The 17468-nt window shown below is 72.2% G+C and carries 18 protein-coding genes; 9 read left to right on the top strand and 9 right to left on the bottom strand.

Going from position 1 to position 17468, the window contains the following annotated elements:
• Positions 1-46: 46 nt before the first annotated feature.
• The 5 genes from QQ657_RS38485 to QQ657_RS38465 all read right to left on the bottom strand — a co-directional run bounded on the left by QQ657_RS38485 (position 47) and on the right by QQ657_RS38465 (position 5844).
• Positions 47-1174, bottom strand: a complete 1128-nt coding sequence (locus QQ657_RS38485; protein ID WP_284747261.1) for a serine hydrolase domain-containing protein — start codon at positions 1172-1174, stop codon at positions 47-49.
• Positions 1175-1207: 33 nt separating this feature from the next.
• Positions 1208-2317, bottom strand: a complete 1110-nt coding sequence (locus tag QQ657_RS38480) for a serine hydrolase domain-containing protein (RefSeq protein ID WP_284747260.1) — start codon at positions 2315-2317, stop codon at positions 1208-1210.
• 102 nt (positions 2318-2419) lie between these two features.
• Entirely contained in the window at positions 2420-3823 is a 1404-nt protein-coding gene (gene phoA, locus QQ657_RS38475) for an alkaline phosphatase (RefSeq protein ID WP_284747259.1), read from the bottom strand.
• Positions 3824-3988: 165 nt separating this feature from the next.
• Positions 3989-4648 carry a response regulator transcription factor gene (locus QQ657_RS38470; RefSeq protein WP_284747258.1) on the bottom strand — a complete coding sequence of 220 codons (660 nt, stop codon included), beginning with the start codon at positions 4646-4648 and terminating at the stop codon, positions 3989-3991.
• Complete coding sequence (locus QQ657_RS38465) at positions 4645-5844, bottom strand: sensor histidine kinase (RefSeq protein WP_284747257.1); 1200 nt, start codon at positions 5842-5844, stop codon at positions 4645-4647. The genes QQ657_RS38470 and QQ657_RS38465 overlap by 4 nt, the downstream gene beginning before the upstream one ends.
• A 137-nt stretch (positions 5845-5981) precedes the next feature.
• Here QQ657_RS38465 and rpe point away from each other — a divergent pair, with 137 nt between their 5' ends.
• The 5 genes from rpe to QQ657_RS38440 all read left to right on the top strand — a co-directional run bounded on the left by rpe (position 5982) and on the right by QQ657_RS38440 (position 9627).
• Positions 5982-6653 (top strand): ribulose-phosphate 3-epimerase, encoded by a 672-nt coding sequence (gene rpe, locus QQ657_RS38460; RefSeq protein WP_284747279.1) that lies wholly within the window; start codon positions 5982-5984, stop codon positions 6651-6653.
• 76 nt (positions 6654-6729) lie between these two features.
• Positions 6730-7359: a riboflavin synthase gene (locus QQ657_RS38455; RefSeq protein WP_284747256.1), complete on the top strand. Its 630-nt coding sequence runs from the start codon at positions 6730-6732 to the stop codon at positions 7357-7359.
• The gene (locus tag QQ657_RS38450) at positions 7356-8684 is read left to right on the top strand and encodes a bifunctional 3,4-dihydroxy-2-butanone-4-phosphate synthase/GTP cyclohydrolase II (protein ID WP_284747255.1); all 1329 of its coding nucleotides are present in this window, start codon (positions 7356-7358) and stop codon (positions 8682-8684) included. The genes QQ657_RS38455 and QQ657_RS38450 overlap by 4 nt, the downstream gene beginning before the upstream one ends.
• The gene (gene ribH / locus QQ657_RS38445; RefSeq protein WP_284747254.1) at positions 8681-9187 is read left to right on the top strand and encodes a 6,7-dimethyl-8-ribityllumazine synthase; all 507 of its coding nucleotides are present in this window, start codon (positions 8681-8683) and stop codon (positions 9185-9187) included. The genes QQ657_RS38450 and ribH overlap by 4 nt, the downstream gene beginning before the upstream one ends.
• Positions 9184-9627 (top strand): PH domain-containing protein, encoded by a 444-nt coding sequence (locus QQ657_RS38440; RefSeq protein ID WP_284747253.1) that lies wholly within the window; start codon positions 9184-9186, stop codon positions 9625-9627. The genes ribH and QQ657_RS38440 overlap by 4 nt, the downstream gene beginning before the upstream one ends.
• Here QQ657_RS38440 and QQ657_RS38435 read toward each other — a convergent pair.
• The 3 genes from QQ657_RS38435 to QQ657_RS38425 all read right to left on the bottom strand — a co-directional run bounded on the left by QQ657_RS38435 (position 9624) and on the right by QQ657_RS38425 (position 11908).
• Positions 9624-10268, bottom strand: coding sequence for a SecDF P1 head subdomain-containing protein (locus QQ657_RS38435; RefSeq protein WP_284747252.1), 645 nt, complete (start codon positions 10266-10268; stop codon positions 9624-9626). The two genes, QQ657_RS38440 and QQ657_RS38435, sit on opposite strands and share 4 nt — an antisense overlap.
• A 42-nt stretch (positions 10269-10310) precedes the next feature.
• Positions 10311-11087, bottom strand: a complete 777-nt coding sequence (locus QQ657_RS38430) for an exodeoxyribonuclease III (RefSeq protein WP_284747251.1) — start codon at positions 11085-11087, stop codon at positions 10311-10313.
• 98 nt (positions 11088-11185) lie between these two features.
• Positions 11186-11908, bottom strand: a complete 723-nt coding sequence (locus tag QQ657_RS38425) for a S1 family peptidase (RefSeq protein ID WP_284747250.1) — start codon at positions 11906-11908, stop codon at positions 11186-11188.
• A 168-nt stretch (positions 11909-12076) separates the two neighbouring features.
• Between QQ657_RS38425 and uvrC the strand changes: the two genes are divergently transcribed.
• The 4 genes from uvrC to whiA are packed head-to-tail and all read left to right on the top strand — an operon-like array spanning position 12077 to position 16923.
• Positions 12077-14038, top strand: coding sequence for an excinuclease ABC subunit UvrC (gene uvrC / locus QQ657_RS38420; protein WP_284747249.1), 1962 nt, complete (start codon positions 12077-12079; stop codon positions 14036-14038).
• 41 nt (positions 14039-14079) lie between these two features.
• Entirely contained in the window at positions 14080-14937 is an 858-nt protein-coding gene (rapZ, locus tag QQ657_RS38415) for an RNase adapter RapZ (RefSeq protein WP_003101350.1), read from the top strand.
• Position 14938: 1 nt separating this feature from the next.
• Entirely contained in the window at positions 14939-15931 is a 993-nt protein-coding gene (locus QQ657_RS38410; protein WP_284747278.1) for a gluconeogenesis factor YvcK family protein, read from the top strand.
• Positions 15931-16923 (top strand): DNA-binding protein WhiA, encoded by a 993-nt coding sequence (whiA, locus tag QQ657_RS38405; RefSeq protein WP_284747248.1) that lies wholly within the window; start codon positions 15931-15933, stop codon positions 16921-16923. The genes QQ657_RS38410 and whiA overlap by 1 nt, the downstream gene beginning before the upstream one ends.
• 38 nt (positions 16924-16961) lie before the next feature.
• Here the strand turns inward: whiA and QQ657_RS38400 are convergent, their stop codons facing one another.
• Entirely contained in the window at positions 16962-17372 is a 411-nt protein-coding gene (locus tag QQ657_RS38400; RefSeq protein ID WP_284747247.1) for a DUF6086 family protein, read from the bottom strand.
• Positions 17373-17468: the final 96 nt, after the last annotated feature.

Genomic DNA, 17468 nt, shown 5'->3' with positions numbered 1-17468 from the left:
TTTCCACGTTACCGGGCGGTACCGACAGTTCCGGCTCGCTGCCGGTCTACCTGCGGCCCAACGCCACCTCGAACGCCGTTTCGGTGGCCTCCCGCACCGCGTCGGGCAGCGGGTCCTCGTTGGCCGACACAGTGGCGCTCCGCCCGCCGTCGGTGGCCCCGGCCAGAGTGGCGAAGCCGAAGATGTCGCCGCCGTGGCCCCAGTACCGGGTGCCGTCCGGCAGGGTCCGGTGGAACAGGCCGAGGCCGTAGTCCGTGCCGGTTTCGCCCGGCACCGGGACCGTGCGCTGCATCTGCGCGAGCTGCGCGGGCCGCAGCAGACGGCCGCCGAGCAACGCCGTGTAGAACGTGTCGAGGTCCCGGCCGGTCGACACGAGCGCGCCCGCCGCACCGGCGATCGACGGGTCGAACTCGGTGAAGTCGAGCAGCTTCTCTTCGCCCGGCACATATCCGCGCGCGTGCGGCGCGGGCAGCAGTTCTTCGCCGCGGCCGGGCAGCGAGGTGCCGCGCAGGCCGAGCGGCCGGGTGATCCGCTGGGTGATCTCGGCGGCGACGCTGTGCCGCGTGACCTTCTCGACGAGCATCCCGGCGACGATGTAGTTGGTGTTCGAGTACGACCAGGAGCTGCCGGGCGCGAACAACGGCGGGTGGTTCATCGCCAGTGCCACGAGCTCGCCGGGTTCGGCCCCGCGGTGGCGCAGCGACTCGAGGTCGCCCGTCGCCAGCACGTCGTCGGTGTAGCTGTAGAGCCCGCTGGTGTGCTGCAGCAGGTTCCGCACGGTGACCTTCCGGCCGTCGTTGCCGTTCCCGGTGATCAGCCCGGGCAGGTAGCGCTCGATCGGCGCGTCGAGGTCGACCTTCCCTTCGGCGGCGAGCTGGAGCACCACGGTCGCGACGAACGTCTTCGTGATGCTCCCCGCGCGGAACTTCGCGTCCCGCGGGTACGGCGTCCCGGTGGTCACGTCGCCGGTGCCGCTGCGTGTCTCGGTGACGCGCCCGTGGTCGGTGACCACGGCCTCGGCGCCGGGCGCGCCGCCCTGGACGGTGACCCGGTCGAGCGCCCGCTGCAGCGGGTTGGTGGTGACGGCGAGTGCCGGTGCCGCGGTGGTCGCCGCGAGGAGCGCGACGAGCGTGCCGCAGGCGACGATCTGCTTGCCGCGCAATGATTTCCGCATGAAACAACCCCCTGGGTTTGGTGTTCCCTGGACCTACTGCCCTGAGCAGAGCGCCGCGTCGGTGGCGGCGAGCAGGTGCTGACCCGTCGCGGCCGGCGTGGGCTGCTCGTTCAGCACCACCGTCACGCGGCGGCCACCCGGGCCGACGCCGGCGAGGTTGGTGAAGCCGAGGATCCCGCCTTCGTGGCCCCAGAACTCCCCGCACGACAACGGGATGCTGCCCAGGCCCAGGCCGTAGCGCGCCCCCGGGATGCCGAGGTTCACCGGGACCGTGCGCCGCATCTCGGCGAGCTGGGCCGGGCGCAGGAGCCGCCCGCCGAGCAGGGCGCCGTAGAACCGGTCGAGGTCGGCCGGGGTGGACACGAGCCCGCCCGCCGCCCACGCCATCGTCGTCTCGTAGTCGCTGAAGTCGACCAGGCCGCCGCCGGTCGGCACGTAGCCGACGGCGTGCGGCGCGGGCAGCTTCTCGTCGCCGCGGCGTGGGAGGTAGGTGTCGCGCAGGCCCAGTGGCCGGGTGATCCGGCGGGCGATCTCGTCGGCCAGCGCGTGCCCGGTGACGCGTTCGGCGAGCATCCCGGCGACGATGTAGTTGGTGTTGGAGTACGACCAGCTCGTGCCGGGCGGGAACAGCGCGGGGTGCTTCAGCGCCAGCGCCACCAGCTCGGCCGGGTCCGCGCCGCGGTGGCGCATCGTCTCCGGGTCGTTCAGGGGCAGGTCGTCGGTGTAGTTGTAGAGCCCGCTGGTGTGCTGCAGCACCTGGCGCACGGTGATCCGCCGGTCCGGGAGCAGGCCCGGCAGGTACCGCTCGACCGGCGCGTCCAGCTTCACCCGGCCTTCGGCGGCGAGCTGCAGCACGACGGTCGCGACGAACGACTTCGTGACGCTGCCCGCGCGGAAGGAACCGTTGCGCGGGAACAGTTTTCCGGTGGTGAAGTCCCCGGTGCCGCTGCGCGTGACCCGCGTCCGGGAGCCGTCCTGGACGACGGCTTCGGCGCCCGGGACGCCGTCCTGGGTAGTCAGGGTGTCGAGCGCGCCCTGGAGCGGGCTCGTGGTGGCGAGCGCGGGTGCCGCCGTCGTCGCGGCGAGAAGCGCGACGAGCGTGCCGACGGCGGCGACCCGCTTGCCGCGCAATGACTTCCGCATGAAAGAACCCCCTGGTGTCTCGGTGTTCCCAACCTAGGGAGCCGAGCCACCAGGGGGCATGGGGCAGGCCGCCCGAACGATCCGGGGGCCTGCCCTACCGCGTCAGCGCAGGCGCAGGGCGCGCTTCAGGGTGCCGAACAGGTCGGTCTGGTTGGTCAGGCCGACGATGTTGGCCGCCTGCGGGCCCATGGCCGCGATGCGGACCTGGGTGCCCGTGTGCGACTGCGAGCCGCCGGTCTCCGCGGTGCCGTACGCGAGGGTCATGTTCGAGCCCTCGTTGGTGATCAGCGTCGCGGTCAGGCCCGGGGTGGCGGTCGGCTCGACGATCTGGCTGCTGTGGCCGTGGTCGGCCGTCACCAGCACCAGGGTGTCGGGGTGGCTGCGGGCGAACGCCGTGCCCGCCGCGATCGCCGCGTCGAAGTCGATCGTCTCGCCGATCTGGCCGCACGGGTCGGCCGCGTGGTCCTGCTTGTCGATGCTCGCGCCCTCGACCTGGAGGAAGAAGCCCTTGTCCGCGTGACGGTCGTCGAGCAGCTCCAGGGCCTTGCGGGTCTGGTCGGCCAGCTTCGGCTGGGTCTTCGGCAGCGCCGGGTTCGGGGTGCAGCGCGCCGGGGCGGTGCCGCCGTGGACCGCGGCCGGGCCCGTCCAGTTCACCGGCATGTTGTTCTTGGCGAACAGGCCCAGGACCGGCTTGCCCTTCTTGGCCGCCGCGAGGTCCGCCGCGGTGTTCACGACGTTGTAGCCGGCCGCCTTGGCCTGGTCCAGGACGGTCTTGCCCTGGAACTTGCCGGCGGTGACCTTCTGGTCGAAGTACGTCGCGCCGCCGCCCAGCAGGACGTCGGGGCGGGTCTGGACGAGCTGCTCGGAGATCGAGCCGGCGCCGCCCTGCTCCTTGGCGTTGACCGCGCACTTGGCGGTCGTCTCGACCGGGCCCTTGCAGTCGCGGCTGACGACGTGCGCGCCGAGCACGGCCGGGGTGGCGTCCTGGACCTCGGCGGTGGTGACGTCGCCGGTGCGCAGGCCGCCGCGCTTGGCCAGCTCGAGGATCGTCGGCACGGGGTTGCCGTACGCGTCGACCGAGATGGCGCCGTTGTAGGTCTTGACGCCGGTGGCCCAGCCGGTGCCGGACGCGGCCGAGTCGGTCACGTAGTTCGGCTTGCCGGGGTTGTTCGGCTCCACGGCGTACGTCGTGTAGTCGCCGGTCAGCGGCAGCTCGTCCATCGCGAGCCGGCCGGCGGCGCCGCGCTCGTAGTTGCGCGCGGAGGTGATCTCCGACTGGCCCATGCCGTCACCGAGGAACAGGATGACGTTGCGGGCACTGCCGCCCTGGATCGCGGAGCGGACGTCGTTGGTGCGGTCACCGGTGCCGGCCGACGAGCGTGCGTTGCCGCTGTCGGCACTGTCGGAGCCGCTGGTGGCCAGGGCGACCGGGGCGGCGGCGACCAGCGCGGCGCCGAGCGCGCCCGCGACCAGCCACCGGCGGCGGCCGGTGAGCAGCGAAGCCATGTTTCTCCTCTTCGGGGACTTCGGGAGGTATCGGAAGCAAAGGTCCGGATTCCGGACACGGGCCATTAGTCCCCTTGCATGTGTGCCGAGGAGGGACGGCGGGTGAGCGGCAGGTGACCGCTGGCCGAACTCATGGCTTCACGGAGGTGACCGGGAGCACGTCGGTTATTGACCGGCGAGATGCCCCGGCGCGACGATGCCCGATTCGTACGCCATGACCACCGCCTGGGCGCGGTTGCCCGCGCCGACCTTGCCGAAGATGTTGCCCACGTGGGTCTTCACGGTCTCGAGGCTGATCACGAGCGCGGCCGCGATGTCCTGGTTGGACAGTCCGGTCGCGACCAGCCGCAGCACCTCGGCCTCCCGCCGGGTGAGCGTCTTCGCCGCCCGGGTGTACTTCCCGCCGGGGAGCCGGCCGTTCACCAGCCGCCGGATCGCCTCGGGGAACAGCAGCGACTCGCCGGTGGCGACGGTCCGGACGGCGTGCGCGATCTCCTCCTTGCGCGCCCGCTTGAGCAGGAACCCGCTCGCCCCGGCCAGCAGCGCCTCGTGCACGTAGTCGTCGTTGTCGAACGTCGTGACGACGAGGACCTTGGGCGGCTCGGCCAGCTCCGCGAGCAGCTGCCGGGTGGCCTCGATGCCGTCCGTGCCGGGCATCCGGACGTCCATCAGCACGACGTCCGGCCCGGCGCGGCGCACCGCGGGCAGCACTTCCGCGCCGTCGGCCGCTTCGCCGACCACGGTGATGCCCTGCTGCTCCAGCAGCGCCCGCAGGCCGGTGCGGACCAGCGGCTCGTCGTCGGCCAGGAGCACGGTGGGGCTCACGCGCCCGCCCGCAGCGGGATGGTCGCGCGCAGCCGCCACCGCCCGTCGTCCGGACCCGCGTCGAGCTCGCCGCGCAGGGCTTCGACGCGCTCGGCGAGCCCGGCCAGCCCGTGCCGCCCGGGTCGCGGGTCCCCGCCGGGCAGGGCGTTGACGACGGCGATCGCCAGGCGCTCGGCACCGGCCTCGACGCGGACGTCGACCGCGCCCGGGCCGGCGTGGCGCAGCGCGTTGGTCAGGCCCTCCTGGACGATCCGGTAGCCCTCGCGCGACACCGCGGCGGGCAGCGCGGCGACCGGCCCGGTGACGGTCAGCCGGACGTCGAGCCCGGCGTCGCGGGCGCGCACGGCGAGGACGTCGACCTCGGTGAGCGTGCGCGCCGGCTCCTTGGCCGCGGGTTCTTCGCGGAGCAGGCCGAGGACGTGGTCGAGGTCCTCGAGGGCGCTTCGAGACGCTTCTTCGATCGTGCCGAGTGCGCGCCGCACCTGGGCGGGGTCGGCCTCGACCAGGTCGGCGGCGGCCGCGGCCTGGATGGTCGACGTCGTGAGCGTGTGCCCGATCGAGTCGTGCAGCTCGCGGGCCAGCCGGTTGCGCTGGGCGAGCACGGCGGCCCGGCGTTCGGCCAGCGCCACGCGTTCGGCCGTCGACGGGCCCAGCAGCGCCTGCGCGCCGGCCCGGAGGCCGAGGGTGGCGGCGGCCGTCAGCGCCAGGGCCGCAAACGCCACCACCAGCCCGAACGGGACCGTCCAGGCCCCGAGCGGGACGTCGTCCCAGAAGAGGCTGATCCGGTCCTGGCCGCCGGTCAGCCACACCGCGGGCACCAGCACCCCGAGCCCCAGGAAGGCCAGCACGGTGAACAGGACGCCGCTCGCCGCCGCGTGCAGCGCGAGCCACAGCCCGGAGCGCAGCCGCGACGCGGCGTCCGGCCGTCCTTCGGGCGCGGGGACGCCGGTGCCGAGCAGGGTGTTCGCCAGGCCGATGCCGAGCCGCCGCACCGGCCCCAGCAGGCCCAGCAGCCCCATGAGCACGGCCAGGGCGAGCAGGGCGATGAGCGCGCGAACCCGCGAATCGACGTCGACGGACACCGCCGCGGCGAGGGCGAACGGGGTCACCGGCAGCGCGAGGGCGGCCCCGGCGGCCGCGTGCAGCAGGCTGCGATAGCTGCCGATGCGGGCCAGGGAGAGGAGGAATCCGGGCATGCGGCGAGCGTAGGACGGCCGGGCCGGCCGCGACCTCCCTCTCCGGAGCCAGATCCTGGGCGTACGCCAGATCCGTCACAACCGGTTAGCAGCCGTTAGCGTGGTCCTCCTACACTCGGGACGTGGCAGACCGACCCCTGATCGCCCCCAGCATCCTGTCCGCGGACTTCGCCCGGCTCGGCGAGGAGATCGCCGCCGTGGCCGGCGGCGAGGAGACCCGCGCCGACTGGGTCCACGTCGACGTCATGGACGCGCACTTCGTGCCCAACCTGACCCTCGGCCTGCCCGTGGTGAAGGCCCTGCTCGCGAGCACCGACGTGCCGATCGACTGCCACCTGATGATCGACGACCCGGACCGCTGGGCCATCGGCTACGCCGAGGCCGGCGCCTACAACGTCACCGTGCACGCCGAGGCCGCGAAGGACCCGGTCGCGCTGGCCAAGAACCTGCGCGCCGCCGGCGCCAAGGCCGGCCTGTCGCTCAAGCCGGGCACCGCGCTCGAGCCGTGGCTCGACGCGCTCAAGCACTACGACACGCTGCTGGTCATGTCGGTCGAGCCGGGCTTCGGCGGGCAGTCGTTCATCGCCGACGTCCTGGAGAAGGTGCGCACGGCGCGGCGGCTCGTCGACACCGGGCACCTGAAGCTGATCGTCGAGATCGACGGCGGGATCAACGCCGAGACCATCGAACAGGCCGCCGAAGCGGGCGTCGACTGCTTCGTCGCCGGGTCCGCCGTCTACGGCGCCGGCGATCCGGGCAAAGCGGTCGCCGCATTGCGCGAGCAGGCGGCCCGCGGCCGGGCCGGCTGATCCGCGGCGGCACCGGAGAAGCCACCGGGCCGCGGCGGGTGTTGGATGGGAGGAGCGGCTCACAAGGAGGCAGGACGTGTTCACCGGCATTGTCGAGGAGATCGGCGAGGTCACCTCGGTCGAGCAGCTGACCAACGCGGCCCGGCTGCGAGTTCGCGGCCCGCTGGTCACCAGCGACGCCGAGCACGGCGACTCCATCGCGGTCAGCGGGGTGTGCCTCACGGTCGTCGAAGTGGCGGGCGGTGAGTTCACCGTCGACGTCGTGCACGAGACGCTGCAGCGCTCCAGCCTGGCCAAGGTCGCGGTCGGCGACCGGGTCAACCTGGAACGCGCGACCCCGGCCGGCGGGCGGCTCGGCGGGCACATCATGCAGGGCCACGTCGACGGGACCGGCGTGTTCCTCTCGCGCGACGAGGACGGCGTCACGACGTTCGCGCTGCCCGCGCACCTGGCCCGGTACGTGGTCGAGAAGGGGTCGATCGCGGTCGACGGGATCTCCCTCACCGTCGCCGCCGTCACCGACGACCGGTTCAAGGTGGCGCTGATCCCGACCACCCTCGAAGTGACCACCCTCGGCGGCCGGGAGGCCGGCGACCTGGTGAACCTCGAGGTCGACGTGGTCGCGAAGTACGTGGAGAAGCTGGCCGAGGCACACATCCGCGACCAGGTGCACAATCGGGACGGCGGCACGGAGGAGCGGTCATGAGTGAAGCGAGTGCGGCAGAGCCCGAGGCGGGCTGGACCCCCTGCGGCACCGGGGCGGTGTTCGACGCCGACGCCATCGAGCGGGCGATCGCGGACGTCGCGGCGGGCCGTCCGGTGGTCGTGGTCGACGACGAGGACCGCGAGAACGAGGGCGACCTCATCTTCGCGGCGGAGAAGGCGACGCCGGAGCTGCTGGCGTTCATGGTCCGCTACACTTCGGGCTACGTCTGCGTGGCGCTGACCGAGGCCGAGGCCGACCGGCTGGACCTGCCGCCGATGTACCACACGAACCAGGACGCGCGGGGGACCGCGTACAGCGTCACGGTCGACGCCGCCGAGGGCATCAGCACCGGCATCTCGGCCGCCGACCGCTCGCACACGATCCGGCTGCTGGCCGACCCGGCGTCCACCGCGAAGGACTTCCGCCGTCCCGGGCACGTCGTGCCGCTGCGGGCCAAGGGCGGCGGCGTGCTGCGGCGTCCCGGGCACACCGAGGCGTCGGTCGACCTGGCCCGGATGGCCGGGCTCGCGCCGGCGGGGGTGCTCTGCGAGATCGTGTCGCAGAAGGACGAAGGCGACATGGCGCGCCGCGACGAGCTCGAGGTCTTCGCGGCCGACCACGACCTGGCGATCATCACCATCGCCGACCTCATCGCGTACCGCCGTCGCACCGAGAAGCAGGTCGAGCGCGTTGCCGAAGCCCGCATCCCGCTGGCCGCGGGCACGTTCCGCGCGGTCGGCTACGACTCCCTCCTGGACGGCATCGAGCACGTCGCGTTCGTCTACGGCGAGATCGGCGACGGTCAGGACATCCTGGTGCGCGTCCACTCCGAGTGCCTGACCGGCGACGTCTTCGGCTCGCTGCGCTGCGACTGCGGCCCCCAGCTGGAGGCGGCCCTGGAAGCGGTGGCCGCCGAGGGGCGCGGCGTCGTGCTCTACATCCGCGGCCACGAAGGCCGTGGCATCGGGCTGCTGCACAAGCTGCAGGCCTACCAGCTGCAGGACGACGGCGCGGACACGGTGGACGCGAACCTCGCGCTGGGTGTCCCGGCCGACGCCCGCGACTACGGCACCGGCGCGCAGATCCTGTGTGATCTCGGCGTCCGCACCATGCGGCTGCTGTCCAACAACCCGGCCAAGCGGATCGGCCTCGAGGGCTACGGCCTGCGCGTCACCGGGCGGGTGCCGCTGCCGATCTCGCCGAACCCGGAGAACCTGCGCTACCTGCGGACCAAGCGCGACCGGATGGGCCACGACCTGGCCCAGCTGGAGCACTACGACCAGGTCGGCGCGGGGAACGAGCACCCCGACGGAGGACCACTGTGAGCGGCGACGGCCGTCCCGACGTTTCGCTGGACCTGACCGGCTGCAAGTCGCTGAAGCTCGGCATCGTGGCGACGCGGTGGAACGCGGACATCACCGACGTCCTGCTGGAGCGCGCCCTGGCCGCGGCCAAGGAAGCGGAGCTGGAGGACGAGCCGACGGTCGTCCACGTCGCGGGCGCGATCGAACTCCCGGTGGTGGTGCAGGCGCTGGCCCGCAACCACGACGCGGTGGTGGCGCTGGGCGTGGTCATCCGCGGCGGCACCCCCCACTTCGAGTACGTGTGCGACGCGGTGACGGCGGGCTTGACCCGGGTGGCGCTCGACGAGAGCACCCCGGTCGGCAACGGCGTCCTGACGTGCGACACGCACGAGCAGGCGGTCGACCGCTCGGGCCGCCCGGGGTCCAAGGAGGACAAGGGCTACGAGGCGACGGTGGCGGCCCTGGACTCCGCGCACGTGCTGCGGAGCCTGCGCCAGCCGTGGACCGAGCGGGGTTTCGTGTGAGCGTGAAGACTCTCCTGGTGATCCGCCCCCGCCGCGCGCTGATCATGTGCAGCGTGCTGGCGGTGGCGCTGCTGGCGGTGTTCGTGGTGGTGGCGGTGCTGCTGCGCAACGGCAACACGGGGGTCCACTTCCAGCGGTCGGACCAGGCGGCGATGATCGGCATCGGCATCCTGCTGGCCTGCGGCGTGATGCTGTTCGCGATCGCCAGGGTGCGCGCGGATTCCGAGGGCATCGAAGTCCGGAACGTGCTGATGACCCGGCGGTTCGCTTGGGGTGAGGTGCTTTCGGTGAGCTTCCCGGACGGTGCTTCGTGGGCGCGGCTGGAGTTGCCGGAGGACGAGTATCACGCGGTGATGGCCGTGCAAGCGGTGGACCGGGACCGGGCGGTGGAAGCGGTGCGAGCACTGCGGAAGCTGCACCGCGAGGCCACCGGCGGCTAACGACCGATGATCCGGTCGGCCAGTTCCCGGGCACTCTGTTCGGTGAACTTGCCGCTGATCGTCGTCACCCCGTCGAGGATCGCGATCTGGATGTTCGGCGCCGACAAGACCTGACTGCCCAGGACGAACGCGGCCTGCTGGTTGACGTTCTTGCTCGTGAAATCGGCCCAGATCTTCGTGCCCTCGGACTTGAACGTGAGCGTCACGAGCCACTGCCCGCGCTGCTGGTCGTAGCCGGATGTCGCATTGGCCACCTCGCTCCCTGAGAGGAACTCGGGTTCGAGTACGTAGGCCACGTTCTCGGCTTGCGCGCACGTGACCAGGGGCAATGCCCGGTCGTCGTGGCCGGCCAGCGGATCGGCCCTGCCGGGCGTGCAGTCGATCGCCCGCACGGCCGCCGTCTGCTCGGCGGGGTCGAGGCTCTGCCGAGCGGCCTGCGAAGGAGGCGGGCCGGTTCCGGTGCCGCCGACCCGCGTGGCGTCGGCGACGACCTTGCGGAACTCCAGCGACTTCGGTCCGTCGGCACGCAAGGCGGTCGACGGTGTCACCGGCGCGGGCAGGGCCTGCCCGCCGACGGCTGTCGCACACCCGGCTGACAACGTCAGCAGGGCGACCGCCGAGAGGAACACCGCGAAGCGCATGAGCCCCAAGTCGGCGGAGCGAGCCCCGCTGTTACGCGGCTGTCAGAGGTCCAGGTCCACCACGATCGGTGCGTGGTCCGAGGGCCCCTTCCCCTTCCGCGCGTTGCGGTCCACATAGGAATCCGTCACCGCACCGGAAAACGCGGCGTTCCCATAAACCAGATCGATCCGCATCCCCTTGTTGTTCGGGAAGTTCCCCGCCCGATAATCCCAGTACGTGAAGGGATGGTCGTACTTCAACGGCCGCGGGAACACATCCGACAACCCGAGATCCCGCAACCGCGCCAAGGCATCCCGCTCCGGCTTCGTCACGTGCGTCGACTCCGCGAACACCGCGATGTCCCACACATCCGCATCCGTCGGCGCCACATTGAAGTCCCCGAGCACCGCGAAAGGCCCGGAAGAAAGCTCCGACGAAACCAGCGACCGCAAAGCCTCCAGCCACTCCAGCTTGTACGCGTAGTGCGGGTTGTCCGGCTCGCGCCCGTTCGGCACGTACACCGACCACACCCGCACGCCCCCACACGTGGCACCCACAGCGCGCGCCTCCGACGCCCCGTCGAACTGGGGCTCACCCGGCAACCCGCGCACCACGTCGGACAGGCCCACCCGGGACACGATCCCGACGCCGTTCCACTGCCCGAGCCCGTACGCCGCCACCTCGTAGCCCAGCGCCTCGATCTCGGCCGCCGGGAACTTCTCCGTCGTGCTCTTCAGCTCCTGCAGGCACAGCACGTCCGGCGCCGTCTTCTCCAGGAAGTCCAGCACGCGCGGCAAGCGGGGGACGATGGAGTTCACGTTCCAGGTGACGATCCGCATGCCCGCGAGCATCCCACACGCCCCCGACAAGAAATGCCGTTAAGGCCACCTTACGGGCGTCAGACGCCCGTAAGGTGGCCTTAACGGCATGGGGAACCTCAGACGCCCGCGGTCGTCCGGATCCAGGACCGGCTCGAAGCCACGCTCGCGTAGTTGTTCGTGCCGCGCGTGTTCGTCCCGCTCTGGTTCTGGACCGTCGACGCGACGCCGACCTGCACGCCGCCCGACACCTGGGGCCCGCCCGAGTCGCCCTTCCACGCCGATCCGTTGATCCCGACGCTCTGGATCGCCCGGCCGCCGTACGCGTCCGTCGAGCGGCCGGTCACCTGGACGTTCGCCGTCTTCAGGGCCGACGCCGGCGGGCCGGTCGGGGTGGTGCGGCCCCAGCCGTAGAGCTGGTTGGTGCTGCCCGTCGACGGGTCCGCGCCGCCCAGGGAGATCGGCCCCGCGCTGGTCGCCGAGGCCAGGTGCAGCAGCGCGATGTCGCCGTTCGGGGACTCGTACTTGCCGTCGACCGCGATCTGCGTGCCGGAGAACAGCGTGTTGCTGCCGACCTTGACGTGCATGCCCGAACCGTCCTGGTCGAGGCAGTGCACCGCCGTCATGACCCAGCGCGCGGCGATCACCGTGCCCGAGCAGTTGAAGCCCTGGAAGTCACGCCCGGGCGTGTTGACGTACACCTGGGCACCCCACGAAACGGTGGGGGCGGTGGTGCCGCCGACGATGTTCGGCTGGACGCCGGCGGAAGCGACGGCGCCACCCGCGAGGGTCAGCGCGACGGCGGCCGTGCACGCGGCGCCGAGGGTGCGGAGAGTGCTCACGGTGGTGATCCTTTCGGACGGGGGCCGGATCGGCCGGTCGGAAAGTAACCACCGCGTCACCCGGGGCGACACCTACCGAAGTCGGAACCGGGCGAAGACCCGACTTCCGGCGGATCGGACACCGGGGGGCCACCGAGAACTGTCGGTGCCGCCCCATAGTCTTGGGTGGTGGCTGACCCGACCACCTACCGACCCGCTCCGGGAAGCATCCCGGAGGCCCCTGGCGTGTACAAGTTCCGCGACGCGACCAAGCGGGTCATCTACGTCGGCAAGGCGAAAAGCCTGCGCAGCAGGCTGAACTCCTACTTCGCCGACCTCTCCGGCCTGCACCCGCGCACCCGGCAGATGGTCACGACGGCCGCGAGCGTCGAGTGGACCGTCGTCACCACCGAGGTCGAGGCGCTGCAGCTCGAGTACAACTGGATCAAGGAGTTCGACCCGCGGTTCAACGTCCGCTACCGCGACGACAAGAGCTACCCGGTGCTCGCGGTGACGTTGAACGAGGAGTTCCCCCGCCTGCACGTCTACCGCGGCGCGCGCAAGAAGGGCGTCCGGTACTTCGGGCCGTACTCGCACGCCTGGGCCATCCGCGAGACGCTCGACCTGCTGCTGCGCGTCTTCTCGGCGCGCACCTGCTCGGCCGGGGTGTTCCGCCGCCACGGCCAGATCGGCCGCCCGTGCCTGCTCGGCTACATCGACAAGTGCTCGGCGCCGTGCGTCGGCCGGGTCTCGGCCGACGAACACCGCGACATCGTCGAGGACTTCTGCGACTTCCTCGCCGGCAAGACCGACGTCATGATCAAGCGCCTGGAAGCCGAGATGGCGGCCGCGTCGGAAGACCTCGAGTTCGAGCGCGCCGCCCGGCTGCGCGACGACCTCGGCGCGCTCCGGCGGGCCATGGAGAAGCAGGCCGTCGTGTTCGGCGACGGTACGGACGCCGACGTCGTGGCGTTCGCCCACGACGACCTCGAAGCCGCGGTCCAGGTCTTCCACGTCCGCGGCGGCCGGGTCCGCGGCCAGCGCGGCTGGGTGATCGACAAGGCCGAGGAGATGGACGTCCCGGCCCTGGTCGACCACTTCATCACGCAGTTCTACGGCGACGAGGCCGAGCTCGACGCCCGCGACGACGTCAACGCCGGGCCGGTGGTCCCGCGCGAGGTCCTGGTCCCGGAGCTGCCCGCGGACGCCGAAGCGCTCTCGGAGTGGCTCACCGGGCTGCGCGGGTCGCGGGTGCAGGTCCGCGTCCCGCAGCGCGGCGACAAGAAGGCACTGGCCGAGACGGTGGAGCGCAACGCGGGGGAGGCGTTCACCCAGCACAAGCTGCGCCGCGCGGGCGACCTGACGGCGCGCTCGGCGGCGCTCACCGAGCTGCAGGAGTTCCTGGCGCTCGACAGCGCGCCGCTGCGCATCGAGTGCATCGACATCAGCCACATCCAGGGCAGCGACGTCGTGGCCTCGCTCGTCGTCTTCGAGGACGGGCTCGCGCGCAAGTCCGAGTACCGGCGCTTCGCGCTGCGCGAAGCGGCCGAAGAGGGTGACGTCGCGTCGATCGCCGAGGTCGTGCGCCGGCGGTTCCACCGCTACCTCAAGGAGACCGCCGAGAGCGCCGCGGAGGACTCGTCGAAGCCGGGCCTCGACCCCGAGACCGGCCGGCCGAAGAAGTTCGCCTACCCGCCGAACCTGCTGGTCGTCGACGGCGCGGGCCCGCAGGCCACCGCGGCCGCGGACGTGCTGGCCGAGCTCGGCATCACCGACATCTCGGTGATCGGGCTGGCGAAGCGGCTCGAAGAGGTGTGGCTGCCGGCCGACCCGGACCCGGTGATCCTGCCGCGGACCTCGGAGGGGCTGTACCTGCTCCAGCGCCTGCGTGACGAGGCCCACCGCTTCGCCATCACCTACCACCGCGAGAAGCGTTCCAAGCGGCTGCAGACGTCCGAATTGGACAGTGTGCCCGGGCTGGGGCAGGCTCGCCGCACCGCCCTGATCAAGCACTTCGGCTCGGTGAAGAAGCTCAAGCAGGCCAGGATCGAAGAGATCGAGGCGGTGCCCGGCTTCGGCAGGCGCACCGCGGAGGCCGTGGTCGCCGCGCTGGCCGGGGAGTCCGGTGCGGGTCCGAGAGCAGGGGAGTAGGGAACACAGTGAGTGCGCAAGAAGAAATCCGCGGGTCCGGCATGGAGGTCGCGGTCGTGTCCGGGCTGTCCGGGGCGGGCCGCAGCACGGCGGCCAAGTGCCTGGAGGACCTGGGCTGGTTCGTCGTCGACAACCTGCCGCCGGAGCTGATCGCCACGATGGTCGAGCTGGGTGCGCAGGCGCGCGGCGCGATCACGAAGGTGGCGGTCGTCATGGACGTGCGCTCGCGTGCGTTCACCGACGACCTGGCCTCGGTGATCAAGGACCTGGACGCCCGCGGCTACAAGCCGCGCGTGCTGTTCCTGGAGGCGACCGACGCCGTGCTGGTGCGGCGTTTCGAGGCGGTCCGCCGCGGCCACCCGATGCAGGGTGACGGCCGGCTCGCCGACGGCATCACGGCGGAGCGGACGCTGCTGGAGCCGCTGCGCGAAGAGGCCGACCTGGTGCTCGACACGTCGTCGCTGTCGGTGCACGACCTGCGTGCCAAGATCGAGGACGCGTTCGGCTCCGAGGCGAGCACGCAGACCCGCGTCACCGTGCTGTCCTTCGGCTACAAGTACGGCCTGCCGATGGACGCCGACCTGGTGATGGACGTCCGGTTCCTGCCGAACCCGTTCTGGATCCCGGAGCTGCGCGAGCACACGGGCCTCGACGGCGAGGTCCGCAACTACGTCCTCTCGCAGGAGGGCGCCGAGGAGTTCCTCGACCGCTACCACCAGCTGCTGCGGCTCATCGGCGCCGGCTACAAGCGCGAGGGCAAGCGGTACCTGACGCTGGCCGTCGGCTGCACCGGCGGCAAGCACCGCAGCGTGGCGCTGTCCGTGGAGCTCGCCCAGCGTCTGTCCAAAGAGGACGGTATGGCCGTGAAGGTGGTGCACCGCGACCTTGGTCGTGAATAACGTGCGGGCGGTCGCCCTCGGGGGCGGCCACGGACTGCACGCCACGTTGTCCGCGGTGCGGCGGGTGACCCCCGACGTCACCGCGATCGTCACCGTGGCCGACGACGGCGGGTCGTCCGGCCGGCTGCGGCGCGAACTCGGGCTGCTGCCGCCGGGCGACCTCCGGCAGGCCTTCGCCGCGTTCGCCGCCGAAGACGGCGGCACGCTGTGGGCCGAGGTGTTCCAGCACCGCTTCGGCGGCGACGGCGCGCTGGCCGGGCACGCGGTGGGGAACCTGCTGCTGGCCGGGCTGTTCGAGGTGCTCGGCGACCCGGTCGCCGCGCTCGACGAGGCCTGCCGCCTGATGGGCGTCTCGGGCCGGGTGCTGCCGATGTCGCCGGAGCCCCTCGAGATCGTCGGCCAGGTCAGCGGCCTCGACAGCGAGGACCCGGCGGCGCTGCGCACCATCCGCGGGCAGGTCGCGGTGGCGTCGACGCCGGGTCAGGTGCAGCGCGTCAGCCTGCACTCGACCCGCAGCCCGGGGCGGCCGCCGCAGGCGTGCGAGGAAGCGGTGGAGGCGGTCCTGAACGCCGACGTCGTCTTCCTCGGCCCGGGCTCCTGGTTCACGAGCGTTTTACCCCACCTGCTCGTGCCCGGCCTGCACGACGCCCTCGTGAAAACCACCGCGACGAAGGTGCTCGTGCTCAACCTTGTCCCCCAGCCGGGGGAAACCGCGGGGTTCTCCCCGGAGCGGCACCTGGACGTACTCTTCGAGCACGCGCCCGATCTGCGGGTCGACGCCGTGATCGCGGACCGCGATTCCGTGCCCGACCCGGCGAATCTCCGGCGCGCGGCGGAACGGCTCGGCGGGCGGGCGCACCTGGGGGCGGTGGGCGACCCGGAAGTGGCGGGACGGCATGATCCTGATGCGCTCGCGCGATGCATGCGGGAGGCTCTCGGTCTCGGCAGGGACGGGGAGCACGGGGGAGGAGCGAAAGGCAGGGAGGGGCAGTAATGGCGATGACCGCCGCGGTGAAGGACGAACTGAGCCGGCTGGAGATCACGAAGGTCGGGCCGCGCCGGGCGGAGGTCGCGTCGCTGCTTCGCTTCGCCGGCGGGCTGCACATCGTGGCCGGCCGGGTGGTCGTCGAGGCGGAGCTGGACACGGGCTCGGTCGCGCGACGGCTGCGCAAGGAGATCCACGAGCTCTACGGCCACCATTCGGACGTCCACGTCATCACCGCCAGCGGGGGGCTGCGCAAGGGCACGCGGTACGTCGTGCGCGTGGTGAAGGACGGTGAGGGCCTGGCCCGCCAGACCGGGCTGATCGACCAGCGCGGCCGTCCGGTGCGCGGGCTGCCCGCGGCCGTGGTGTCCGGGGGAGTGGCCGACGCGGAAGCGGCGTGGCGGGGAGCGTTCCTCGCGCACGGGTCGCTGACGGAACCGGGGCGCTCGTCGTCGCTCGAGGTGACCTGCCCGGGCCCGGAGGCGGCGCTGGCCCTGGTGGGGGCGGCCCGCCGGATGGGCATCCAGGCGAAGTCCCGCGAGGTCCGCGGCGCCGACCGCGTGGTGGTCCGCGACGGCGACGCGATCGGCGCGCTGCTGACCCGCCTGGGCGCGCACACGAGCGTCCTGCAGTGGGAGGAACGCCGCATGCGCCGCGAGGTCCGCGCGACGGCCAACCGCCTGGCGAACTTCGACGACGCGAACCTGCGCCGGTCGGCCCGCGCGGCGGTGGCGGCGGCGGCCCGGGTGGAGCGAGCGCTGGAGATCCTCGGCGACACGGCCCCGGACCACCTGCTGGCGGCGGGCAAGCTGCGGCTGTCGAACCGGCAGGCGTCCCTGGAGGAGCTGGGCCAGCTGTCGGACCCGCAGATGACGAAGGACGCGGTGGCCGGGCGCATCCGCCGCCTGCTGGCGATGGCGGACAAGCGGGCCAAGGACATGAACATCCCGGACACCGAGTCCGCGGTCACGCCGGAGATGCTCGAAGAAGAAGACGCCTGACGGCACGTGGTTCCACCCGCCTCGGCCGGTCCGTTCGATCACACCGGCATCGACCGTTCGTACTCGGCCATCAGCTCCGCCAAGCGGTCCGGCCCGGCCGAGCCGCCGCCCGGAATGTCGCTCGCCGAGGCTCCGGCCGGGCCGTCGAGCGCGGGCAGTGCACAGCCGCCGCGGCGGGCCAGGACGGCCGCCGTCGCCACGAATCCTTCGAGCAGTGCGCGGTTGATCGGGTGCGAGGCCGCCCGGTACTCGGCGACCAGCGCGCCCACGAACTTCGCGAACGCGGCGCCGTCGATCGGGTGATCGTCGGGGTCGCCGGGCGTCGCCTCGATCCCCGACGGCAGGCCCGCCGTCGGGGCCAGCGTCTCCGCCAGGCGCACGAACAGCCGCCCGGGCCCGTTCGAGGGGTTCCAGACGCCCTGGCCGTCGATGCTGAAGTACTGGCTCATCGGCCGCGAGCCTAGGGCGCTCACCGTCGCCGGTCAGCCGGTTTTCCGCCGGTGCGGTTAACGGGATCGGTGCCGCCGGGGCGATCTCGTAACACC

It is taken from the genome of Amycolatopsis ponsaeliensis (assembly GCF_030182635.1).
GTDB lineage: Bacteria > Actinomycetota > Actinomycetes > Mycobacteriales > Pseudonocardiaceae > Amycolatopsis > Amycolatopsis ponsaeliensis.
The sequence above is the reverse complement of the archived record's forward strand: the minus strand, read 5'-3'. Positions and strand labels throughout refer to the sequence as shown.